Genomic DNA, 18,035 nt, shown 5'->3' on the forward strand with positions numbered 1-18,035 from the left:
GCTGATTGACATAGCGTGTAAAGAGGCCCATATCAAGTGCAAATCGAACCGCTTGGTTCGAAATATTTCGTGAGGTGTGACTTTAATGGTCGAAACGACAGCGGACAGCGATCTGCTCGACCTGCGCAAAGGCCGTCCGGCGGCCGGGCAGGATCCGGTCAAGCGGGCCCAGATCATCGAAGGCGCGCGCCGCGTCTTCATCGACAAAGGCTTCGAGGCCGCCTCGATGAACGACATCACGCGCGAGGCCGGCGTCTCCAAGGGCACGATCTACGTCTATTTCGCCAACAAGGAAGAGCTGTTCGAGGCCCTCATCGAGGAAGAGCGCGGCACCATCTTCAGGAACATGTATGAGGTGCTCGACCATTTCGAGGACCTGCGCAAGACGCTGGTGAAGTTCGGCACGGTGCTCTCGGCCAAGATCACCTCGGCCAAGGTCATCCAGGCGCAGCGCACGGTGGTCGGCGCCTCCGACAGGATTCCCGAGCTTGGCGCCCGCTTTTACGAGCGCGGGCCGAAGCGCGGCCACGACAAGGTGATGGTCTTCCTCAATGAAGCCGTCGAACGCGGCCTGCTTGCGATCGACGATGTCGACCTCGCCGCCTACCAGTTCACCGAGCTGTGCCTGGCCGGCCTCTTCCGCCAGTGCATCTTCTCTTATCGTACCAAGGCGCCGAGCCCGGCCGAGATCGAGCATGTCGTCCGCTCCGGCGTCAACGTCTTCCTGAAGGCCTACGGCACCGAAAAGCTCGCCGCCGAGGAGAAGGTATCGGAATCGGTCTGAGCTAGGCGCTTGTCGGTTCGTCGTCCTTCGGCGGAGAACGCCGCTGCAGTGTAGAAATCCGAAGCGTCGCGGGACAGCACCCCCTCTGGCCTGCCGGCCATCTCCCCCTCAAGGGGGGAGATCGGATGTCGCTTCGGCTTTCGCAAAAATTGTCGACGTCGAAAGAAGAGCGCCGCGCCTAAGCCGCCAATCTCCCCCCTTGAGGGGGAGATGTCCGGCAGCACAGAGGGGGGTGCTGTCCCGCCAGCGTTTCGATCTCCCGATCGCCTCCTTCGCGAGCCTGCCGGAAGGGCTTGTTAACCATCGGTTCCTATGTCTCGGGACACCTCCGTTCGATGAGTCTCGAGAATGACATCCATGCGTTTCTCCCGTGCCAATCCTTCCGGTGCTTCCACCTACGACAACGACGATTACGATCGTCCGGAGAGGGCGCGGGATCGCGGCGCGGATTCGCCGCAGCGAGGGAAAACGGGGCAGGTCGTCACGCTGCGAACCCCTGTTGAGAGCGAAGCGAACTCCGGCTCCTTTGATTCGGCCGGCGCCGGCGAATTCAGCCAACCGGCCTGGCAGCAGTATTTCTTTCTCGCGCCCAATGTGCGGTTCACCCGCACGCCGGATTCCGATAAGCGGCCTGCACCGCAACCGGATGATGAAGCGCCGGCCAAGGCGATGGTGTCCCGAGACGATACCATCCGCCCCGTGCCGCCGGCGCCTGCGGCGGCTAATCCGGTCCGGCCGATTCCCGCCGCAGCCCCCATCGCTCCCACGGTGCAACGGCAAGCCAGCGCCACGCCATCGCAGGCCGTCACCGCGCAGGCGCCGAAGCTACAACCGCAACCGCCGAAATTTCGCTGGTCCTATCTTTCCGATGATGCGTTCTTCGAGTTCAGCATGCCCTTGCTTGCCGAGCGCCTGGCGCGGGCACGACTGAACGATCCTGTGCGGCCGCCGACCGCCCCCGCGCCGGCGCATCCGGCGGCGCAGCCGAGCCAGGTCCGCCCCGCCGCCTTGGGCGAGGCGACGTCGTTCTACCGCGTCATCGAATGGCGCTCGAATGGGCCGGCTGCAAGTCCTGCTTCCGGGACAGTGCCGTCCGCCCCGCCTGTCGCCCGGTCCGCTCCGGCGGAGACCGAACCGCGCGCGCCCGAAGCGACCGCTGCCGCGCCGGTTCCCGTAGGAAGGAGCGCGCGGACCGCAAGGTCAGCACCCTCCCTGCCTGTCGCCGGCAAGGTCGCGCCGTCGGCTGCCCCGGCCGGCTACGCGCTTCCTTCCGAGGACCTGCTGCAGATGCCGCCGGAAGGCCAGGGCTTCTACATGTCGCAGGAGCGGATGGAACAGAACGCCGACCTGCTCGAAAGCGTGCTGGAGGATTTCGGCGTCAAGGGCGAGATCATTCATGTCCGCCCGGGTCCGGTCGTAACACTCTACGAGTTCGAGCCGGCGCCGGGCGTGAAATCCAGCCGCGTCATTGGGCTCGCCGACGACATCGCCCGCTCCATGTCGGCCGTCTCGGCACGCGTCGCCGTGGTGCCGGGCCGCAATGTCATCGGCATCGAATTGCCCAACGAAACACGCGAGACGGTCTATTTCCGCGAGCTGATCGAATCGGCCGGCTTCCGCAACACGGCCTGCAAACTGGCGCTCGGCCTCGGCAAGACGATCGGCGGCGAGCCGGTCATCGCCGACCTAGCCAAGATGCCCCATCTGCTGGTCGCGGGCACCACCGGCTCGGGCAAGTCGGTCGCCATCAACACCATGATCCTGTCGCTGCTCTACCGGATGAAGCCGGAGGAATGCCGCCTCATCATGGTCGACCCCAAGATGCTGGAATTGTCCGTCTATGACGGCATCCCGCATCTGCTCACGCCCGTAGTCACCGATTCCAAGAAGGCGGTCACGGCGCTCAAATGGGCGGTGCGCGAGATGGAGGAGCGCTACCGCAAGATGGCGCGCCTTAGCGTGCGCAACATCGACGGCTACAACCAGCGCGCCGCCGCTGCCCGCGACAGCGGCGAGGTCGTGGTCATGCAGGTTCAGGTCGGTTTCGAGAAGGGTACGGGCGAGCCGCTGTTCGAGGAACGGGAGATCGACCTCGCGCCGATGCCCTACATCGTCATCATCGTCGACGAGATGGCCGACCTGATGATGGTCGCCGGCAAGGAGATCGAAGGCGCCATCCAGCGGCTGGCGCAGATGGCCCGCGCCGCTGGCATCCACTTGATCATGGCCACGCAGCGCCCGTCGGTCGACGTCATCACCGGCACCATCAAGGCCAATTTCCCCACCCGCATCTCCTTCCAGGTGACGTCCAAGATCGACAGCCGCACCATCCTGGGCGAGCAAGGCGCCGAGCAGCTGCTCGGCCAGGGCGACATGCTGCACATGGCTGGCGGCGGGCGCATCGTGCGCGTGCATGGGCCCTTCGTCTCCGATCTGGAGGTCGAGCACGTCGTGGCGCATCTGAAGGCGCAAGGCCGCCCGGAATATCTCGACACGGTCACTGCCGGCGAGGAAGAGGAAGAAGAGGCGGCCGACACCGGTCCGGTCTTCGACAAGGGCTCGATCGCCGAGGAGGATGGCGACGCCCTCTACGAGGAAGCGGTCAAGGTGGTCAAGCGCGACAAGAAATGCTCGACCTCCTACATCCAGCGCCGCCTCGGCATCGGCTACAACCGCGCCGCCTCGCTGGTCGAACGCATGGAAAAGGAAGGCCTGGTCGGCACCCCCAACCATGTCGGCAAGCGTGAAATCCTCGCCGGCCGGCGGGATCATGCGGCTGAGCGCGACGAGACGGATTGAGTAGCGATTGATGGGGCGGGTCTGACGCGCTTACGGACCGAAGCGATCGTATATGGCGGCGCCAGCCCCCACTCCGGCCGCTGCGCGGCCACCTCTCCCCCATGTTCATGGGGGAGAGGAACCCAGGCTTTTCAAGGCTGCGACCTTCGCGGTTGGCTTTTCCTCTCCCCCACGAATGTGGGGGAGAGGTGGCTCGGCGAAGCCGAGACGGAGTGGGGGAACGCCATATGCGATTACCGCCCTGCCACAAGGGTCCTTGCGGTAGCGCCGGTCGAGCGTCGCCTCACCCGCCGTTCGCCACCAGCGCGATCGCCGCGCGCAGCTCGTCGAGTCCCTCGGCCTTTTCCGAGGATGTCGCCAGGACCGCCGGAAAGGCCGCCGGGCGCTTCTTGATCTTGCCCAGCGTTTCCTCGACCAGCTTCGGCACGCCGGCCGCCTTGATCTTGTCGGTCTTGGTCAGCACGACCTGGTAGGAGACCGCCGCCTTGTCGAGCAACGACAGCACCTCCTCGTCCTTAGCCTTGATGCCGTGGCGGGCGTCGATCAGCACATAGACGCGCTTCAGCGTGACGCGTCCCTGCAGGTATTCGAAGATCAGCTTCGTCCAGGCGTCGACCTTGTCCTTGGGCGCGCTGGCATAGGCGTAGCCGGGCATGTCGACCAGCGCCAGCGGCGGCAGGTCGGCACCCTCGCCGGAGAACCCGTCCGGCACGAAATAGTTTAGCTCCTGTGTGCGCCCCGGCGTGTTCGAGGTGCGCGCCAGGCCCTTGTGGCCGACCAGCGCATTGATCAGCGAGGATTTGCCGACATTGGAGCGTCCGGCAAAGGCGATCTCCGGCGGCCCTTCCGGCGGCAGGAACTTCATCGACGGCACACCACGGATGAAGATCCAGGCGCGGGTGAACAGGTCGGTGTTGATCGTCGTTTTATCGGATGTCGTGTTTGGCGCGTTCAAACCGCAGCCTCCAGTTTGGAAATGTCGGCGCCACGGATGGCGTTGAGGTTGCGGCTGATCTTGTCGACCGGCCAGTCCCACCAGGCCGCCTTCAACAGCCGCCGCACCGTGAATTCGTCGAAGCGCATCTTCACCACCTTGGCCGCGTTGCCGGCGACGATCGAATAGGGCGGCACGTCATGCGTGACAACCGATTTCGCGGCAACGATCGCGCCATGGCCGATCTTCACGCCGGGCATGATCACCGCATCCATGCCGATCCAGACATCATTGCCGACGATCGTGTCGCCGCGGATCTCCTTGGACCAGGTCTCTTGGTCGAACCCTTCCTCCCAACCATGGCCGAAAATGTTGAACGGATAGGTCGAGAAGCCGGACATGGCATGGTTGGCGCCGTTCATGATGAAGCGCGCGCCCTCGGCGATGGCGCAGAACTTGCCGATGATCAGCCTGTCGCCGATGAAGGGGTAGTGGTGCAGCACGCATTTCTCGGCGAATTTGTCCGGGCCGTCGGGGTCGTCGTAGTAGGTGAAGTCGCCGATCTCGATATTCGGCGCGGTGACCAGCCCCTTCAGGAAGCCGACGCGCGGATGCATCGCGATGGGGTGCTTGATGTTGGGATTAGGTCCGGTCATGGGCTGTTCCACACCCTCGAAACAAGAGGGAGTTTATAGGGATGCTTGATGTGCCGGTCTACCGGGCCGACCTTAGAGCAGTTCCAATACTGAAAAGACCGGGGTCCCGCCGCGGGTACCCCGGTCTGCCGGACGGCCTCCCAAACACCGGCGTCGCTGCGCCGGAAGCCGTCCGGCTCGTTGGGGAGGACTGGATAGCTACGAGGAATGCCGGGCCTGAGTTTCCAGCCGCAACAAAAAACCCCGGACGTGAACTGACCCCGTAAAGTTGGACGGTTCATTGAGCTGGTAGATTTAAGGGCTGGGTCCTGTATTGCACAGGGGCCAGCCCTTTCAGTTTCAGTTTGATGCGGCGGTGGTTGTAATAGTCGATGTAGCCCTTGATGGCCGTATCGAGGCTTTGGACAGTGTCGAACCTTTCCGGATGGAAGAGCTCGGACTTGAGTGTGGCGAAGAAGCTCTCCATCGGTGCGTTGTCGAGGCAATTGCCTTTGCGTGACATGCTCTGTGCAAGGCCTCTGGCCTCCAGCCTGCGCTGGAATGCCGACATCTGGTATTGCCATCCCTGATCGGAATGCAGGATCGGCCGCTCGTCCTCGTTGAGCCGGGCGAAGGCTTTGGTCAGCATGTTGTCCACCAGTTTGAAGCGCGACCGGCGCGCCGTCTCGAAGGCGACGATCTCGCCATTGTAGAGATCCATGATGGGAGACAGGTAGAGCTTGTCGCCGGCCACGCTGAACTCCGTCACGTCGGTCACCCATTTGCGGTTGGCGCGGTCGGCGCCGAACTTGCGCGGCAAGAGATCGGGAGCGGTCCGCCCGATCTCGCCCCTGTAGGAACGATACTTCTTCGGCCTGACCAGTGACTTCAATCCCATCCCGGCCATCAGGCTCTGGACGGTCTTGTGGTTGACGCATTGGCCCAACTGGCGCAGTTGCGCGGTCACCCGGCGATAGCCATAGCGGCCCTTGTGGCTGTCGAAGATGGCCTTGATCGCCTCCTTCAGCGCCGCATGACGGTCCGGGCGCGAGGCCGCCTTTTGCCTGTAATAGAACGTGCTGCGCGGCAGCTTCGCCAGGTCGAGCAGGCCCTTAAGCGGATAAAACGGCCTTAACGCTTGGACGGCTTGCGCTTTTTGGGCGCATGTTCCTGCGTTAAGGCCCTCAGTTTTTTTAGGTAGGCGTTCTCCATCCGCAACTGCTTCAACTCGGCCAGCAATTCTTCGCGGCTTTTGGCCTCGTCACTGGCTGCAACAGGCACCGCAGGGGCCGGCGGCTTTGACATGGGTCGTCCTCTGGGGCGGGGGCCGAGCGCCTCTATCCCACCCGCATGATAGTGCTTCTCCCAGCCCGTCAGGCAACCGGAATTGCGGATATTGAACAGCGTCGCCGTCTGGCGATGCGACAGACCGTCCTTCCACATCCGCTCGAGCACCGACAGCTTGAACGCCACATCGTAACGACCGTACTTCCGCGACAGCCCGGCATCGCCATGCGCCTGGTACAAAGCAACCCACTTGCGCACAGTCGCCGCGTCAACTCCACGCTTAGACGCCGCACTCGCGTAGCTTTCATCCCCGCACAAATAGCTATCGACAACCGAGCGCTTGAAACGCGCACTGTGTTTGGACATGCAAAACCCCCGAAGGTTGTGTCCAACTTTCGGGGGTCAGTTCAACGTGCCGGGGTCTTTGTTGTCGGGTCGGGTGCCGGCTATTCCGCCGGCGATGGTTTCTTGCGGAACAGCGCCGCCAGATTGTCCCACAATTCGATCTTGGCACCCTGGCGCTTCATGATCACGCCCTGCTGCAGGATCGAGAGCAGGTTGTTCCAGGCCCAGTAGATGACGAGACCGGCAGGGAAGCTGCCCATCATGAAGGTGAAGATCACCGGCATCCAGGTGAAGACCGCGGCCTGCGTCGGGTCCGGCGGCGCCGGGTTCATCCGCATCTGCAGGAACATGGTGATGCCCATCACCACCGCCCAGGCGCCCATATGCGGCAGGAAGGCGGGTGCTGCGAACGGCAGCAGGCCGAACAGATTGAACAGCGAGGTCGGATCGGGCGCGGCAAGGTCGTGGATCCAGCCGAAGAACGGCGCATGCCGCATCTCGATGGTGATGTAGAGCACCTTGTAGAGCGAGAAGAAGACCGGGATCTGCAGCGCCACCGGCCAGCAGCCGGCCAGCGGATTGATCTTCTCGGTCTTGTAGAGCTCCATCATCGCCTGCTGCTGCTTCATCTTGTCGTCCGCGTATTTCTCGCGGATTTCCAGCATCTTCGGCTGCACCTTCTTCATGTTCGCCATCGACGCGTAGGACTTGTTGGCGAGCGGGAAGAAGATGGCCTTGACGATGACGGTGGTGGCCAGAATCGCCAGCCCGAAATTGCCGAAGAATTTGTACAGCGTGTCGATGAGGTAAAACATCGGCTTGGTTATCCAGATGAACCAACCCCAATCGATCAGCCGATCGAACAGCCGGATGTTGCGGTCCTGCGCGTAGGCATTGACCTTGGCGACTTCCTTGGCTCCGGCAAAGATCTCCGTCTCGACCGTCGTCGATTGCCCAGGCGCGACCGTGATCGCATCGGTCATGTAGTCGGACTGGTAGCTGTGGCGAAGCCCGTTGTTGATGTCGACATAGGAGTAGTTGGGCTGGAACGGCTGCTTCTCCGAGGGAATCAACGTCACCGCCCAGTATTTGTCGGTGATGCCGAGCCAGCCGTCGGTCGACTTTCCGGGCTTGTACTGCTTGTCCTTCTCGATCGCCGCGTATTTGTGCTCCTGCAGGCCTTCGCTGCCGGTAACGCCGATCAGGCCTTCATGCAGCACGTAGGTGCTGGCGACCGCCGGCTTGTCGAAGCGGGCGACGCGGCCGTAGTTGAACAGCGAGACGGCAGCGCCGCCAGTGTTCTGGACGGTATCGGAAACCGTGAACATATAGTCGTTGTCGACCGAGAAGGTGCGCTTGAAGACCAGCCCCTTGTCGTTGGTGAAGGTGAGCGTCACCGGCGTCGAGGGGCTCAGTGTCGCATTGCCGTCGACGTTCCACACCGTCTTCGGCCCGGGCAGCGTGCCGACATTGCTGTCGCCGACGAAGCCGATCTCGGCGAAATATCCGTTGGGCAACGGCTCCGGGTTGAGAAGCTGTATCTCAGGCGAATTCTTGTCGACCGTCTCGGTGTAGTGCTTGAGCTTGAGATCGTCGAGGCGTGCGCCGGTGAGGTTGATCGAACCGGACAGGCTCGGCGTATCGATCTTGACGCGCGTGGTTGCCGCGAGCGCCTGCTCCAGATTCTGCGGCGTCGCGCTCTCGGCGCCCGGCGCATTGGGAATGGCGCCCGGAGCCGGGGCCGGCGTTCCGGCGGCGCCGGAATTGGCGCCGCCGCCCGCTTCCTTCTTCTGCGCCTCGGCGCGCTGCTGTTCGATGCGTGCCGTCTCGCGCTGCTGCTCCATGCGCGGGTTCATGTAGAACACCTGCCACAGCGTCAGGATCAGCACCGACAGCGCGATGGTGATGAAGAAATTGCGGTTGTTTTCCATCGAAAGCCTTGGCCTATCGTGTTCCGCGCAGCCGGCGGGAAAGCTCGGCCTTCAACTGGCCGAACGGAATGGCAAGCACGTCTTCGCGCCCGACGATGACATAGTCATTGCCGGGCGCCATGTCATCGGCGGCATGCGTGCGCACGGCTTCTCTCAGCCGCCGCCGGACGCGGTTTCGCACCACGGCGTTGCCGACCTTCTTGGTGACGGTGTAGCCGACGCGCGGCGCAGAAACGTCGCCACGGTCGAGAACCTCGACGAGAAAAAGCCGCCCGCGGCGCTTCTCGCCGCCGCGCACAGCCAGGAAGTCCGCGCGTTTCAGAAGCCGCCCGGGAACCTGTCCCTTTGGCTTGCCGGTTGCGGGCAACGATCTCGTCTTTCGTTCAGGCGCTGAGCCGCTTGCGGCCGCGGTTGCGGCGGGCGGCAACGACGCCGCGACCACCCTTGGTGGCCATGCGGGCACGGAAACCGTGCCGGCGCTTGCGGACGAGTTTGGACGGTTGGTAGGTACGCTTCATTTGTTTTAATACCGCGGCGTGCGGCCCTTCTTGATTCTGTCACTCTGTAACAGGAGCTTGGCCGGGCCGGTGTTAGGCGCGATCGAAACCGCGCCGGGACGAATGGCCCGAGCGTGAGCGGGCTTATAGAAAGAAGGTTTTTGGAAGTCAATCCGGCCCGTCCAGGAGCATTTTTTTCACGGGGCCAGAGGCGAAATTGGCAAAAAAGCCGCAAATCGCATAATCTTGACCGATCAAGCCTTCGTGAAGACCGCGTCATGACGAGTGAAGTCCTGTCCACGGATGAAAAGGCACGCCCGGAGACGGTGAGTTCGCCGCGCCGGGTGCCGTTGTCGCGCGGCCTGTCGACGAAGCTTCTTTTGCTCACCATCGTCTTCGTGCTGCTCGCCGAAATCCTGATCTTCCTGCCCTGGATCGCCAGCTACCGGGTGAACTGGCTGAAGGAACGGCTGAGCACCGCCGCCGCCGTGTCGATCGTCTTGTTGCAGGGCGAGCCCAACTCGCTGTCGCACACCGCCCAGAACGACGTGCTGATGGCGATCGGCGCCAAGGCGATCGCGGTGCGCGACGGCGGCGTCTCGCGGCTTCTGGTCGTGGCCGACATGCCGCCGAAGGTCGACGAGCATGTCGACATCGCCAATGTCGGCCTCGTCAACGGCATGACCGGCGCGCTGGAGACACTGTTCGCCGGCGGCAACCGAATGCTGCGAGTCTTCGGGCCGGTCGGCGACAGCGACAAGGAATTCGAGCTGATCATGCCGGACTACAGTCTGCGCAACGCGATGCTGCGCTATTCGCGCAACGTCGCCGTCGTCTCGCTGCTGATCTCGCTGTTCACCGCCATGCTCGTCTACGCGGCGATCGACCTGATCATGATCGGCCCGATCCGCACCATGACGCGCTCGATCCTGTCCTTCTCCGAGGCGCCTGACGATCCCGGGCGAATAATCTGCCCGACGGAGCGTTCCGACGAGATCGGCGTCGCCGAGCGCGAGCTGGCGCAGATGCAGGACCGGCTGCAGAAGATGCTTTCCGAGCAGAAGCACCTCGCCGATCTCGGCCTCGCGGTGTCGAAGATCAACCACGACATGCGCAACATCCTCGCTTCCGCGCAGCTGATGTCGGATCGCCTGCGCCAGGTGAAGGACCCGACCGTGCAGTCTTTCGCGCCGAAGCTCCTTCGCGCGCTCGACCGCGCCGTCGCCTATTCGGAAGGCGTGCTCGCCTATGGCCGCACGCAGGAGCCGGCGCCGTCGCGCCGCCGCTTGCGGCTGCGCCAGCTGGTCGACGACGTGCACGGCCTGCTCGACATCGAGGAAGGCATCGAGTTCATCAATGCCGTCGATCTCACCTTCGAGGTCGATGCCGATTCCGACCAGCTGTTCCGCGTGCTCACCAATCTCTGCCGCAATTCGGTGCAGGCGATGGCAGCCGATACCGAGAGCGCGGTGGTCCGCCGTCTCGCCGTCTCGGCCGAGCGCTCGGGCAGCGTCAGCCGCATCACCGTCACCGACACCGGGCCCGGCCTGCCGCCCAAGGCGCGCGAGAACCTTTTCGCGGCCTTCCGCGGCTCGGCGCGCAGCGGCGGCACCGGGCTGGGTCTTGCGATCGCCCATGAGCTGGTCCGCGCCCATGGCGGCACGGTGGAGCTTGTCGAATCGATCGGCGGCCGCACGGTCTTCGCCGTCACCATCCCCGACCAGCCGGTGCGGCTCGACCAGGCGCGCGGAAGTTTGCGCCGACCTGCCTGAGGTGTGCCACGATTCAGGTGAGGCCGGCCTGACCTGAATCTCGCCACACCTCCACATTGGCAAAACACCTGCGACAAAACTTTTGCCGGATCGGCTTGCTTTTCGCAAATTCAGTCGTTAGGGAACACTCCACATTTCGCGGCCGGTCTTTTTGACTGGGTCGCGGGGCTTGTGTGTCTTACACGGCCTGATGCGCGCCCGTAGCTCAGCTGGATAGAGCACCAGACTACGAATCTGGGGGTCAGGAGTTCGAATCTCTTCGGGCGCGCCATAATTTCAAGGACTTAGCAGGGCGCCGCAGACCAGAGAGAGAAATTGGTCTGCCGAGCGCGAGGTCTTCTCGTCAGCATACGAGGCATCACCCTTGTGCCGAGAGGGACGGATGGCAGTCAAAGCAATTGCGGGACCTTTTGCTGCGCTTTCTGGAAAATGCCAGAGATTACGGGATGAGCAGAAGCTTGCCTGTCGTGGCGCGGCTTTCCATGTCGGCATGCGCCTGTGCTGCCTCGGCAAGCGGGTAGATGCCGCCGATCCTAACCTTCAGCTTTTCGCTTGTTATCCAGTCGAATAGCTGACTGGAGCGAGCGTGAAGGAGTGCCGGAGTGTGGATATGATCGGAGAAGACGGCATAGCCGATCTTGATGCTCTTCGGCAGGCTCATGATATCGAGCGGACCGGGACCGCCGAGCGCCGGGCCGTACCAGCAGAAAGTGCCGGAACGGCGCAGTGAGTCGAGCGATCCCTGGAAGGTTTTCGGCCCTGAGCCGTCATAGACGACGTGGACGCCGTCGCCGCCGGACAGGCGAAGCACCTCTTGCGCGAACTGCCCTTTGGTATCCTTGAGTAGCCATTACGACCGCTTTCATCGTGATGCCTCCGTAGCGGCCTTCTCGATCAGTCGCGCTACGGATTCGGGGTGCGACACCATCACCACATGCGAGGCGCCCTTGATAACCACGGTATCCCGCGAGTGGGCCCGAGCAGCCATGAAAGCCAAGGCTTCCGCCGGTATGTTCTTGTCGCCGTCTCCGTAGATGAACCAGGTCGGAAGCTTTTTCCACGCTGCTTCAGTTTGGATTTCATTCAGCGCAGCTTCTGCGATAGGCCTCTGCCCCGCGGCCGTCAGTCTGGCTTCGGCTTCGGGGACGTCGGCGGCGAACTGATCGTGGAATTTTTCCTGCTGGATGTAGAGATCCTTGCCTCCACTTGACAGGGTGACCGGCGGCGCGAGGGTCGGACCGAGCGTGCTGCCGGGAAATTTGCCGGCGAGTTGCACGGCGGTCTCGCCCGCATCAGGCGCGAAGGCCGCGACATAGACCAGCGTCTTGACGTTCGCATGGCCTTCGGCCGCGTCGCTGATGACGGAGCCGCCGTAGGAATGGCCAACGAGGACAACAGGCGATTTGATAGAACCAAGGATGTCGGCGACGTAGCCGGCGTCACTTTTGACGCCACGCAGCGGATTAGCGACAGCTACGACGGGATAGCCATCCTTCTCCAGGATTTTAACGACGCCGTTCCAGCTCGACGAATCGGCGAATGCGCCATGAACCAAAACGACGGTGGGTTTGTTGGTCTGCGCATATGCATTGCCGAACAAGGCGCTGGCAATTGCCAAGGCTGCAAATAGTATTTTCATCCGACATGTTCCTTCATGGTTGATTGAATCGGCCGACTGGGCCGGCCAGGCGATGGGAAGACCGGATTTCTCCGGCAATGGCCGCAGGCCTCTGGTCTCCCGCGGGAATCCATGGATCGGTCCTGGTTACGGCGCGTAACGCGTGAAGACATGGTCGTGTCCCCGAACGCGCGCCTCATGGCAAGCGAAGCAGGTCTGGTGCTGAGCCTCATCGACCGGTTTGCCGTCGACGAACCTGCCGAAGCCCCACCCGCCCGTGGCCGCATATTTCTTCGAATCCTTGACCATGACTTGGACGGTCGTCGCTGCCCCGGGAACAGAAGCGGGTTCAAATTCGGGCGATTGCACCCGCTTCCATGCCAGCTTGACGAGAACAGTGCCGTCCGGGAACGGCAGCGTGCCAGCACGATAAGCTTCGATTGCAACCGAATTGCCGACGACTGCACGAAGCTCGTTCAGCGGGTCCGCTTCCAACGCCGGGGCGACCAGTTTCCAGCCTCGGTAACCGTCGGGGATTGTCACGCCATAGATCGGCGACGCATTCGTCGCCTCCGAACCCGCGCCGGCTCCAAGCGCATCACCCGCCGCAGTGACGAAGATCGCCGCCAGCACGGCCAATGCGAGATTAACGCGTCTCATTGCAATGTTCCTTCTGTCGAGTGGCTAGAACCGGTTGACGTCGATGACTGCCTGGGCGAAGGCCTGTGGTGCCTCCTGCGGCAGGTTGTGACCGATGCCGCCCGTGATCAGCCGGTGCTCGTACTTGCCGGAAAATCGCTTGGCGTAGACGCCGGGGTCCGGATGCGGCGCGCCATTGGCGTCGCCCTCCATCGTAATCGTCGGCACGCCGATCATTGGAGACGTGGCGAGCTGTTTTTCCAGGTCGTCGTATTTGGGTTCGCCTGCGGCGAGGCCGAGACGCCACCGGTAATTGTGGATGACGATGTCGACATGGTCCGGATTGGCGAAGGCTGCCGCACTCAAGGCGAAGGTGGCATCGTCGAACTTCCACTGCGGGGAGGCGAGCCTCCAGATCAGCTTGGCGAAGTCGGCCGTATTTTTCGCATAGCCTGCACGGCCACGTTCGGTGGCGAAATAGAACTGATACCACCATTGGAGCTCGGCCTGCGGTGGCAGCGGCGCCATGTTGGCCGCCTGACTGCCGATCAGATATCCGCTGACAGACACCATGGCCTTGCAGCGCTCCGGCCAGAGCGCGGCGACGATGTTGGCGGTCCGTGCCCCCCAGTCGTAGCCCGCAACGACCGCCTTCTGAATCCCGAGGCCATCCATCATGGCGATGAGGTCGACGGCAAGTGCCGCCTGCTGGCCGTTTCGGACGGTAGCGTCCGACAGGAAGCGCGTCGTGCCGTAACCGCGCAGATAGGGCACGATCACGCGGTAACCTGCATCCGCAAGCAGCGGTACGACGTCGGCATAGCTGTAGATGTCATAGGGCCAGCCGTGCAGAAGGATGACTGGAGGGCCGTCCGAAGGGCCGTCCTCGGCATATCCAACCTTCAGCAGGCCCGCGTCGATTTGCTTCAGCGACGCAAATGAAGTCCGCGGCTTTATGGAGCCTGAGGCGATGTCTTCCGGATCGCCCCCTTGTGCGCTCGCACCACTGATCGCGCCGAGTTGCGCAGCCGCCAAGGTCGCGGCGGCGATGCCGAACAGTCGCCGGCGGGAATGGTCGATGTCTTCCGGAGTTCTGATTGCATTCATTGCTGCACCGCCTTGCTGTGAGGTTTCGTCAGGGCCGACCGACAGTCGGGATCGAGGCTAGATCAGGTTAATTTCGACATCGATGTTGCCGCGTGTGGCCTTCGAGTAGGGACAGGTCTGATGGGCCGCGTCGACGACCGCTCGTGCGACGTCGCGGTCGAGACCCGGCAGGCTCACATTGAGGCGTGCGCTGAGGAAGTAGGCACCTTCATCGACGTTCAGATCCACCTCGGCGTCGATTGCTGTGCCGGCAAGCAGCGCGACGTTCATCTTACGGGCGGCGATCGCCATCGCTCCCTCGAAGCAGGCCGACCAGCCGGCCGCAAACAGCTGTTCCGGATTGGTGCCGCTGCCCTGACCTCCGGGTGTCGAGAGCCGGATATCCAGCCTCCCGTCGGAGCTGCGGGATGCTCCGTCCCGACCGCCGGTAGTGCGGACTTTGCCAGTGTAGAGCCGTTTTGTTTGTGCGGGCATGATCACTCTCCGTTGGTCGATGGAAGGCTGTGCTGCTTCGACACATAGAGAGATGTCGCCCTGCTGGCCCGTTATGCGTTATGAGGAGCTGTTAGTGCTCGCCAGCAGCAGCAAGTCTCGCCGCAGATCGTCACTCGGCGCGAATCTGTCCTGAGGGAAAGCCCTTCTGCGAGCCGGGATCCTCCTCAATCAGGCGAAGGATGACTCCATGATACGATCGGAGCCGCGACAAGCGACATGATATCGTTTGGTCCTTTCACTCTGGTTGCGAACGAACGGCTCCTCCTGCGCCAGGGCGCGCCGGTTGACCTAGGCGCACGCGCCTTCGACATCCTGACCATTTTAGCTGCCCGCCCAAACGAGGTCGTCAGCAAGAAGGATCTGTTGGCTCATGTCTGGCCCGATGTCACTGTGGAGGAGGGTAGCCTGCGATTTCACATGGCCAACCTGCGAAAAGCCTTAGGCGATGGCAAGGAGGGCGCGCGCTACATCGCTACCTTGGCCGGACGAGGCTACTGCTTTGTGGCACCGATCTCGCGATCAGGCAGTCGAAACGATGTGCACAGCGAGGTCGCCGCCAGCTATCACGCCAATCTACCAAGCCGGCTCATTCGTATGGTGGGTCGAGTCGATGATGCCATCGCGCTTTCAACCCAGCTCATTGCCACGCGCTTCGTCACAATCGTCGGCACGGGTGGGGTCGGCAAGACCACTGTTGCGGTGGCGGTCGGGCATGATCTGATCGAGATGTTCGCCGGCGCCGTGCACTTCGTCGATCTAGGCGCGCTCGGCGATCCCAGCCTGGTCGCAACAACGGTGGCCTCGACGCTGGGGTTGTCACCACAGTCCGACGACGCCATCTCCGAGCTGATCGCCTATCTCGCGGGGCGGCGGACCTTCGTGATCCTCGATACCTGCGAGCATGTCATCGATGCGGCTGCAGTCCTGGCAACCCGTATCTTCGCCGACACGCCGCAGACTCACATCCTCACGACGAGTCGCGAGCCGCTTCTGGTCGAAGGGGAGAACGTTTACAAGCTGGCGCCGCTGGCATACCCGCCGGACGATCCGGAGCTCACGGCGTCAGTTGCGCAGGGCTTCCCTGCATCCCAGCTGTTCGTGGAACGCGCCGCGGCGAGCGGCGCTCGCCTCGATCTCGACGATGCGGATGCCAAGGTCGTGGCCAAAATATGCCGGAAGCTTGACGGCATGCCGCTCGCGATCGAGCTGGCGGCCGGACGGGTTGCGAGCTACGGCCTTCATAAGACCGCGGCCCTTCTCGACGAGCGGCTGACCCTGCTGTGGCCGGGGCAGCGCACCGCCCCGCCGCGCCAGAAGACCCTCCAGGCCACCTTGGACTGGAGCTTCGGGCTTCTGTCCGAGTTCGAGCGTCTGGTGCTTCGCCGGCTCGCCGTGTTCGTTGGCCACTTTTCGATTGAGGCCGCCCTGGCGATCGTGACGAGCCCCACCGCTGACGAGACTCTGGTGTTTGGTGCCATCGACAGCCTCGTAGCCAAGTCGATGATCGCGGCAAGACCGGCCGGCGCAACAATGCGTTATCGGCTGCTCGATACGACGCGGGCCTATGCCCTCCAACTCGACGTCCATGATGCCGAACTCACGGAGCTGGCCGCCCGCCACGTCACCTACTATCTGCGATGGCTGGAGGAGACTGGAACTGAATGGCCGACCTTGTCGAGCGCGGCGCAGCGCGCTCTTCACCTCGCCGGCATTGCGAATGTGCGAGCGGCCTTGGAATGGTGCTTCGGGCCAAACGGGAACACTCAGCTCGGCATCCGGCTTGCCACTGCCGCAGCTCCGGTCTTCCTGTCGATGTCCTTGCTCACCGAATGCCACCGCTGGGCTGCCCAGGCAATTCTCGCTCTCGACAACAGCACACATGGAGGGCCCGACGAGATGCGTCTTCAGGCGGCCTCGGGTGTATCCCTGATGTTCACGCGCGGAGGACAGGACGCTGCGCGTGCGGCATTGAACAGAAGCTTCGCCATTGCCGAGGAGCGAGGCAATGCGCTCGATCAGCTTCAGGTTTTGGGTCCATTGCAGATGTTCCACCTGCGCACGGGAGGATTCAGGACGGCGCTCCGCTATGCGGAGCGCTGCTCCGTCATCGCTGGCGCTATCAAGGACTCCGTGTCCACGACATTGGCGCACTCGTTGATGGGAATCTCGCTTCATCTGAACGGGGAGCATGGCCGTGCGCGGACTGCGCTCGAAGAGGCGCTGCGATGTGGCCCTCGCTCTGACCGGACCACGACGAACTATCTCGGCTTTGACGGCAGAATTCTCGCCGACGCGATTCTGGCCCGGACACTCTGGCTGCAAGGCTATCCGGATCGGGCGGTGGAGCGTGCGCTGCTGACAGTCAAGGATGCGGAAACCTTGGACCATCCGCTAACGCTCTCCATCGCTCTGGTCTGGGCAGTTTCCGTGTTGGTCTGGGTCGGTGATTTCGACCGCGCGGAGGAGCACATCGATCGTCTTTTCTCCTGCGCCGAGCTGCACTCTCTAAGGCCTTACCTCACAGTCGGGCGAGGCTTCCAAGGAGAGCTCGCCATTCGTCGAGGCGATGCAGAAAGCGGGGTTCGGAGCCTGCAACGCGTTCTTCAGGACCTTCATGCAGCCCCATACGAACTGCTCACAACGCCGCTCAGCATCGCGCTCGTTCAAGGCTTCGCCGCGACGGGCCGATTCGCGGAAGCCCTCGCACTAGTCAACGGGACAATCCGATCGGTCGAGGCAAATGGGGATCTTTGCTACATGCCGGAGTTGCTGCGGGGGAAGGCAAACCTCGTCCGCGTGACGAAGCCGGGTGCTGATGACGAGGCGGAATTGTATCTCAGGCGGTCGCTCGAAATGAGCCGCGGTCATGGCGCACGGGGGTGGGAGCTGCGCGCCGCGATGGACCTGGCTACTCTTCTGGGCGCCCGCAGCCAATACGAAAGCGCCCGAGCTTTACTCCAACCGCTGTTCGAGCGTTTCGCGGAGGGCTTGGATACGGCTGATCTGAAGTCTGCCGCACGCCTGCTGGCGACGCTGCGCTAGAGATGGCAGCCTACCGACGTCGGCACATTAACGTTTAGTCCAAATATCGCCCCTTGAGCGACGTGGCCCGAAATCCAAATGCGGCTACGTTGGATAGGTCCTGCAAGGTTCGAAGCTGCGCGAGCGGGAATTCGCCGCCCCCTTCCCAGG

The 18,035-nt window shown here is 62.9% G+C and carries 14 protein-coding genes, 1 tRNA gene and 1 pseudogene; 5 read left to right on the forward strand and 11 right to left on the reverse strand.

Features of this window, described 5'->3' with window-relative positions:
• Nucleotides 1-85: 85 nt before the first annotated feature.
• On the forward strand, nt 86-784 hold the full coding sequence (locus EJ071_RS03290) for a TetR/AcrR family transcriptional regulator (RefSeq protein WP_126096803.1): 699 nt from the start codon (nt 86-88) through the stop codon (nt 782-784).
• Between the two features lie 348 nt (nt 785-1,132).
• Nucleotides 1,133-3,583: a DNA translocase FtsK gene (locus EJ071_RS03300; RefSeq protein ID WP_126096804.1), complete on the forward strand. Its 2,451-nt coding sequence runs from the start codon at nt 1,133-1,135 to the stop codon at nt 3,581-3,583.
• 283 nt (nt 3,584-3,866) lie between these two features.
• Here EJ071_RS03300 and yihA read toward each other — a convergent pair whose 3' ends face one another.
• From yihA to rpmH, 6 genes and pseudogenes are all read right to left on the reverse strand, one after another.
• A complete protein-coding gene (yihA, locus tag EJ071_RS03305) occupies nt 3,867-4,448 on the reverse strand; it encodes a ribosome biogenesis GTP-binding protein YihA/YsxC (RefSeq protein ID WP_245460301.1) in 582 nt (193 codons plus the stop codon).
• 86 nt (nt 4,449-4,534) lie between these two features.
• A complete protein-coding gene (locus EJ071_RS03310; protein ID WP_126096806.1) occupies nt 4,535-5,173 on the reverse strand; it encodes a CatB-related O-acetyltransferase in 639 nt (212 codons plus the stop codon).
• A 277-nt stretch (nt 5,174-5,450) separates the two neighbouring features.
• Nucleotides 5,451-6,805: pseudogene (locus EJ071_RS03315) on the reverse strand (IS3 family transposase).
• 80 nt (nt 6,806-6,885) lie between these two features.
• Nucleotides 6,886-8,715, reverse strand: coding sequence for a membrane protein insertase YidC (yidC, locus tag EJ071_RS03320; protein ID WP_126096807.1), 1,830 nt, complete (start codon nt 8,713-8,715; stop codon nt 6,886-6,888).
• Between the two features lie 13 nt (nt 8,716-8,728).
• Nucleotides 8,729-9,082 (reverse strand): ribonuclease P protein component, encoded by a 354-nt coding sequence (gene rnpA / locus EJ071_RS03325; protein WP_126096808.1) that lies wholly within the window; start codon nt 9,080-9,082, stop codon nt 8,729-8,731.
• Between the two features lie 16 nt (nt 9,083-9,098).
• Nucleotides 9,099-9,233 carry a 50S ribosomal protein L34 gene (gene rpmH, locus EJ071_RS03330; RefSeq protein ID WP_008833937.1) on the reverse strand — a complete coding sequence of 45 codons (135 nt, stop codon included), beginning with the start codon at nt 9,231-9,233 and terminating at the stop codon, nt 9,099-9,101.
• A 257-nt stretch (nt 9,234-9,490) separates the two neighbouring features.
• Between rpmH and EJ071_RS03335 the strand changes: the two genes are divergently transcribed.
• Entirely contained in the window at nt 9,491-10,984 is a 1,494-nt protein-coding gene (locus tag EJ071_RS03335) for a HAMP domain-containing sensor histidine kinase (RefSeq protein ID WP_126096809.1), read from the forward strand.
• A 194-nt stretch (nt 10,985-11,178) separates the two neighbouring features.
• Nucleotides 11,179-11,255, forward strand: a tRNA-Arg gene (locus EJ071_RS03340).
• A 168-nt stretch (nt 11,256-11,423) separates the two neighbouring features.
• Here EJ071_RS03340 and EJ071_RS38330 read toward each other — a convergent pair.
• The 5 genes from EJ071_RS38330 to EJ071_RS03360 form a co-directional block, all read right to left on the reverse strand.
• Entirely contained in the window at nt 11,424-11,795 is a 372-nt protein-coding gene (locus EJ071_RS38330) for a zinc-binding dehydrogenase (protein ID WP_189521408.1), read from the reverse strand.
• A gap of 51 nt (nt 11,796-11,846) precedes the next feature.
• Nucleotides 11,847-12,623, reverse strand: a complete 777-nt coding sequence (locus tag EJ071_RS38335) for an alpha/beta hydrolase (protein ID WP_189521409.1) — start codon at nt 12,621-12,623, stop codon at nt 11,847-11,849.
• A 126-nt stretch (nt 12,624-12,749) separates the two neighbouring features.
• Nucleotides 12,750-13,223 (reverse strand): cytochrome P460 family protein, encoded by a 474-nt coding sequence (locus EJ071_RS03350; RefSeq protein ID WP_245460302.1) that lies wholly within the window; start codon nt 13,221-13,223, stop codon nt 12,750-12,752.
• 63 nt (nt 13,224-13,286) lie between these two features.
• A complete protein-coding gene (locus EJ071_RS03355; protein WP_126096811.1) occupies nt 13,287-14,348 on the reverse strand; it encodes an alpha/beta hydrolase in 1,062 nt (353 codons plus the stop codon).
• Between the two features lie 57 nt (nt 14,349-14,405).
• Entirely contained in the window at nt 14,406-14,822 is a 417-nt protein-coding gene (locus tag EJ071_RS03360; protein WP_126096812.1) for an organic hydroperoxide resistance protein, read from the reverse strand.
• Between the two features lie 237 nt (nt 14,823-15,059).
• Here EJ071_RS03360 and EJ071_RS03365 point away from each other — a divergent pair, with 237 nt between their 5' ends.
• Nucleotides 15,060-17,885: a winged helix-turn-helix domain-containing protein gene (locus EJ071_RS03365; protein WP_126096813.1), complete on the forward strand. Its 2,826-nt coding sequence runs from the start codon at nt 15,060-15,062 to the stop codon at nt 17,883-17,885.
• Nucleotides 17,886-18,035: the final 150 nt, after the last annotated feature.

It is taken from the genome of Mesorhizobium sp. M1B.F.Ca.ET.045.04.1.1 (assembly GCF_003952465.1).
GTDB classification, from domain to species: Bacteria; Pseudomonadota; Alphaproteobacteria; order Rhizobiales; family Rhizobiaceae; genus Mesorhizobium; species Mesorhizobium shonense.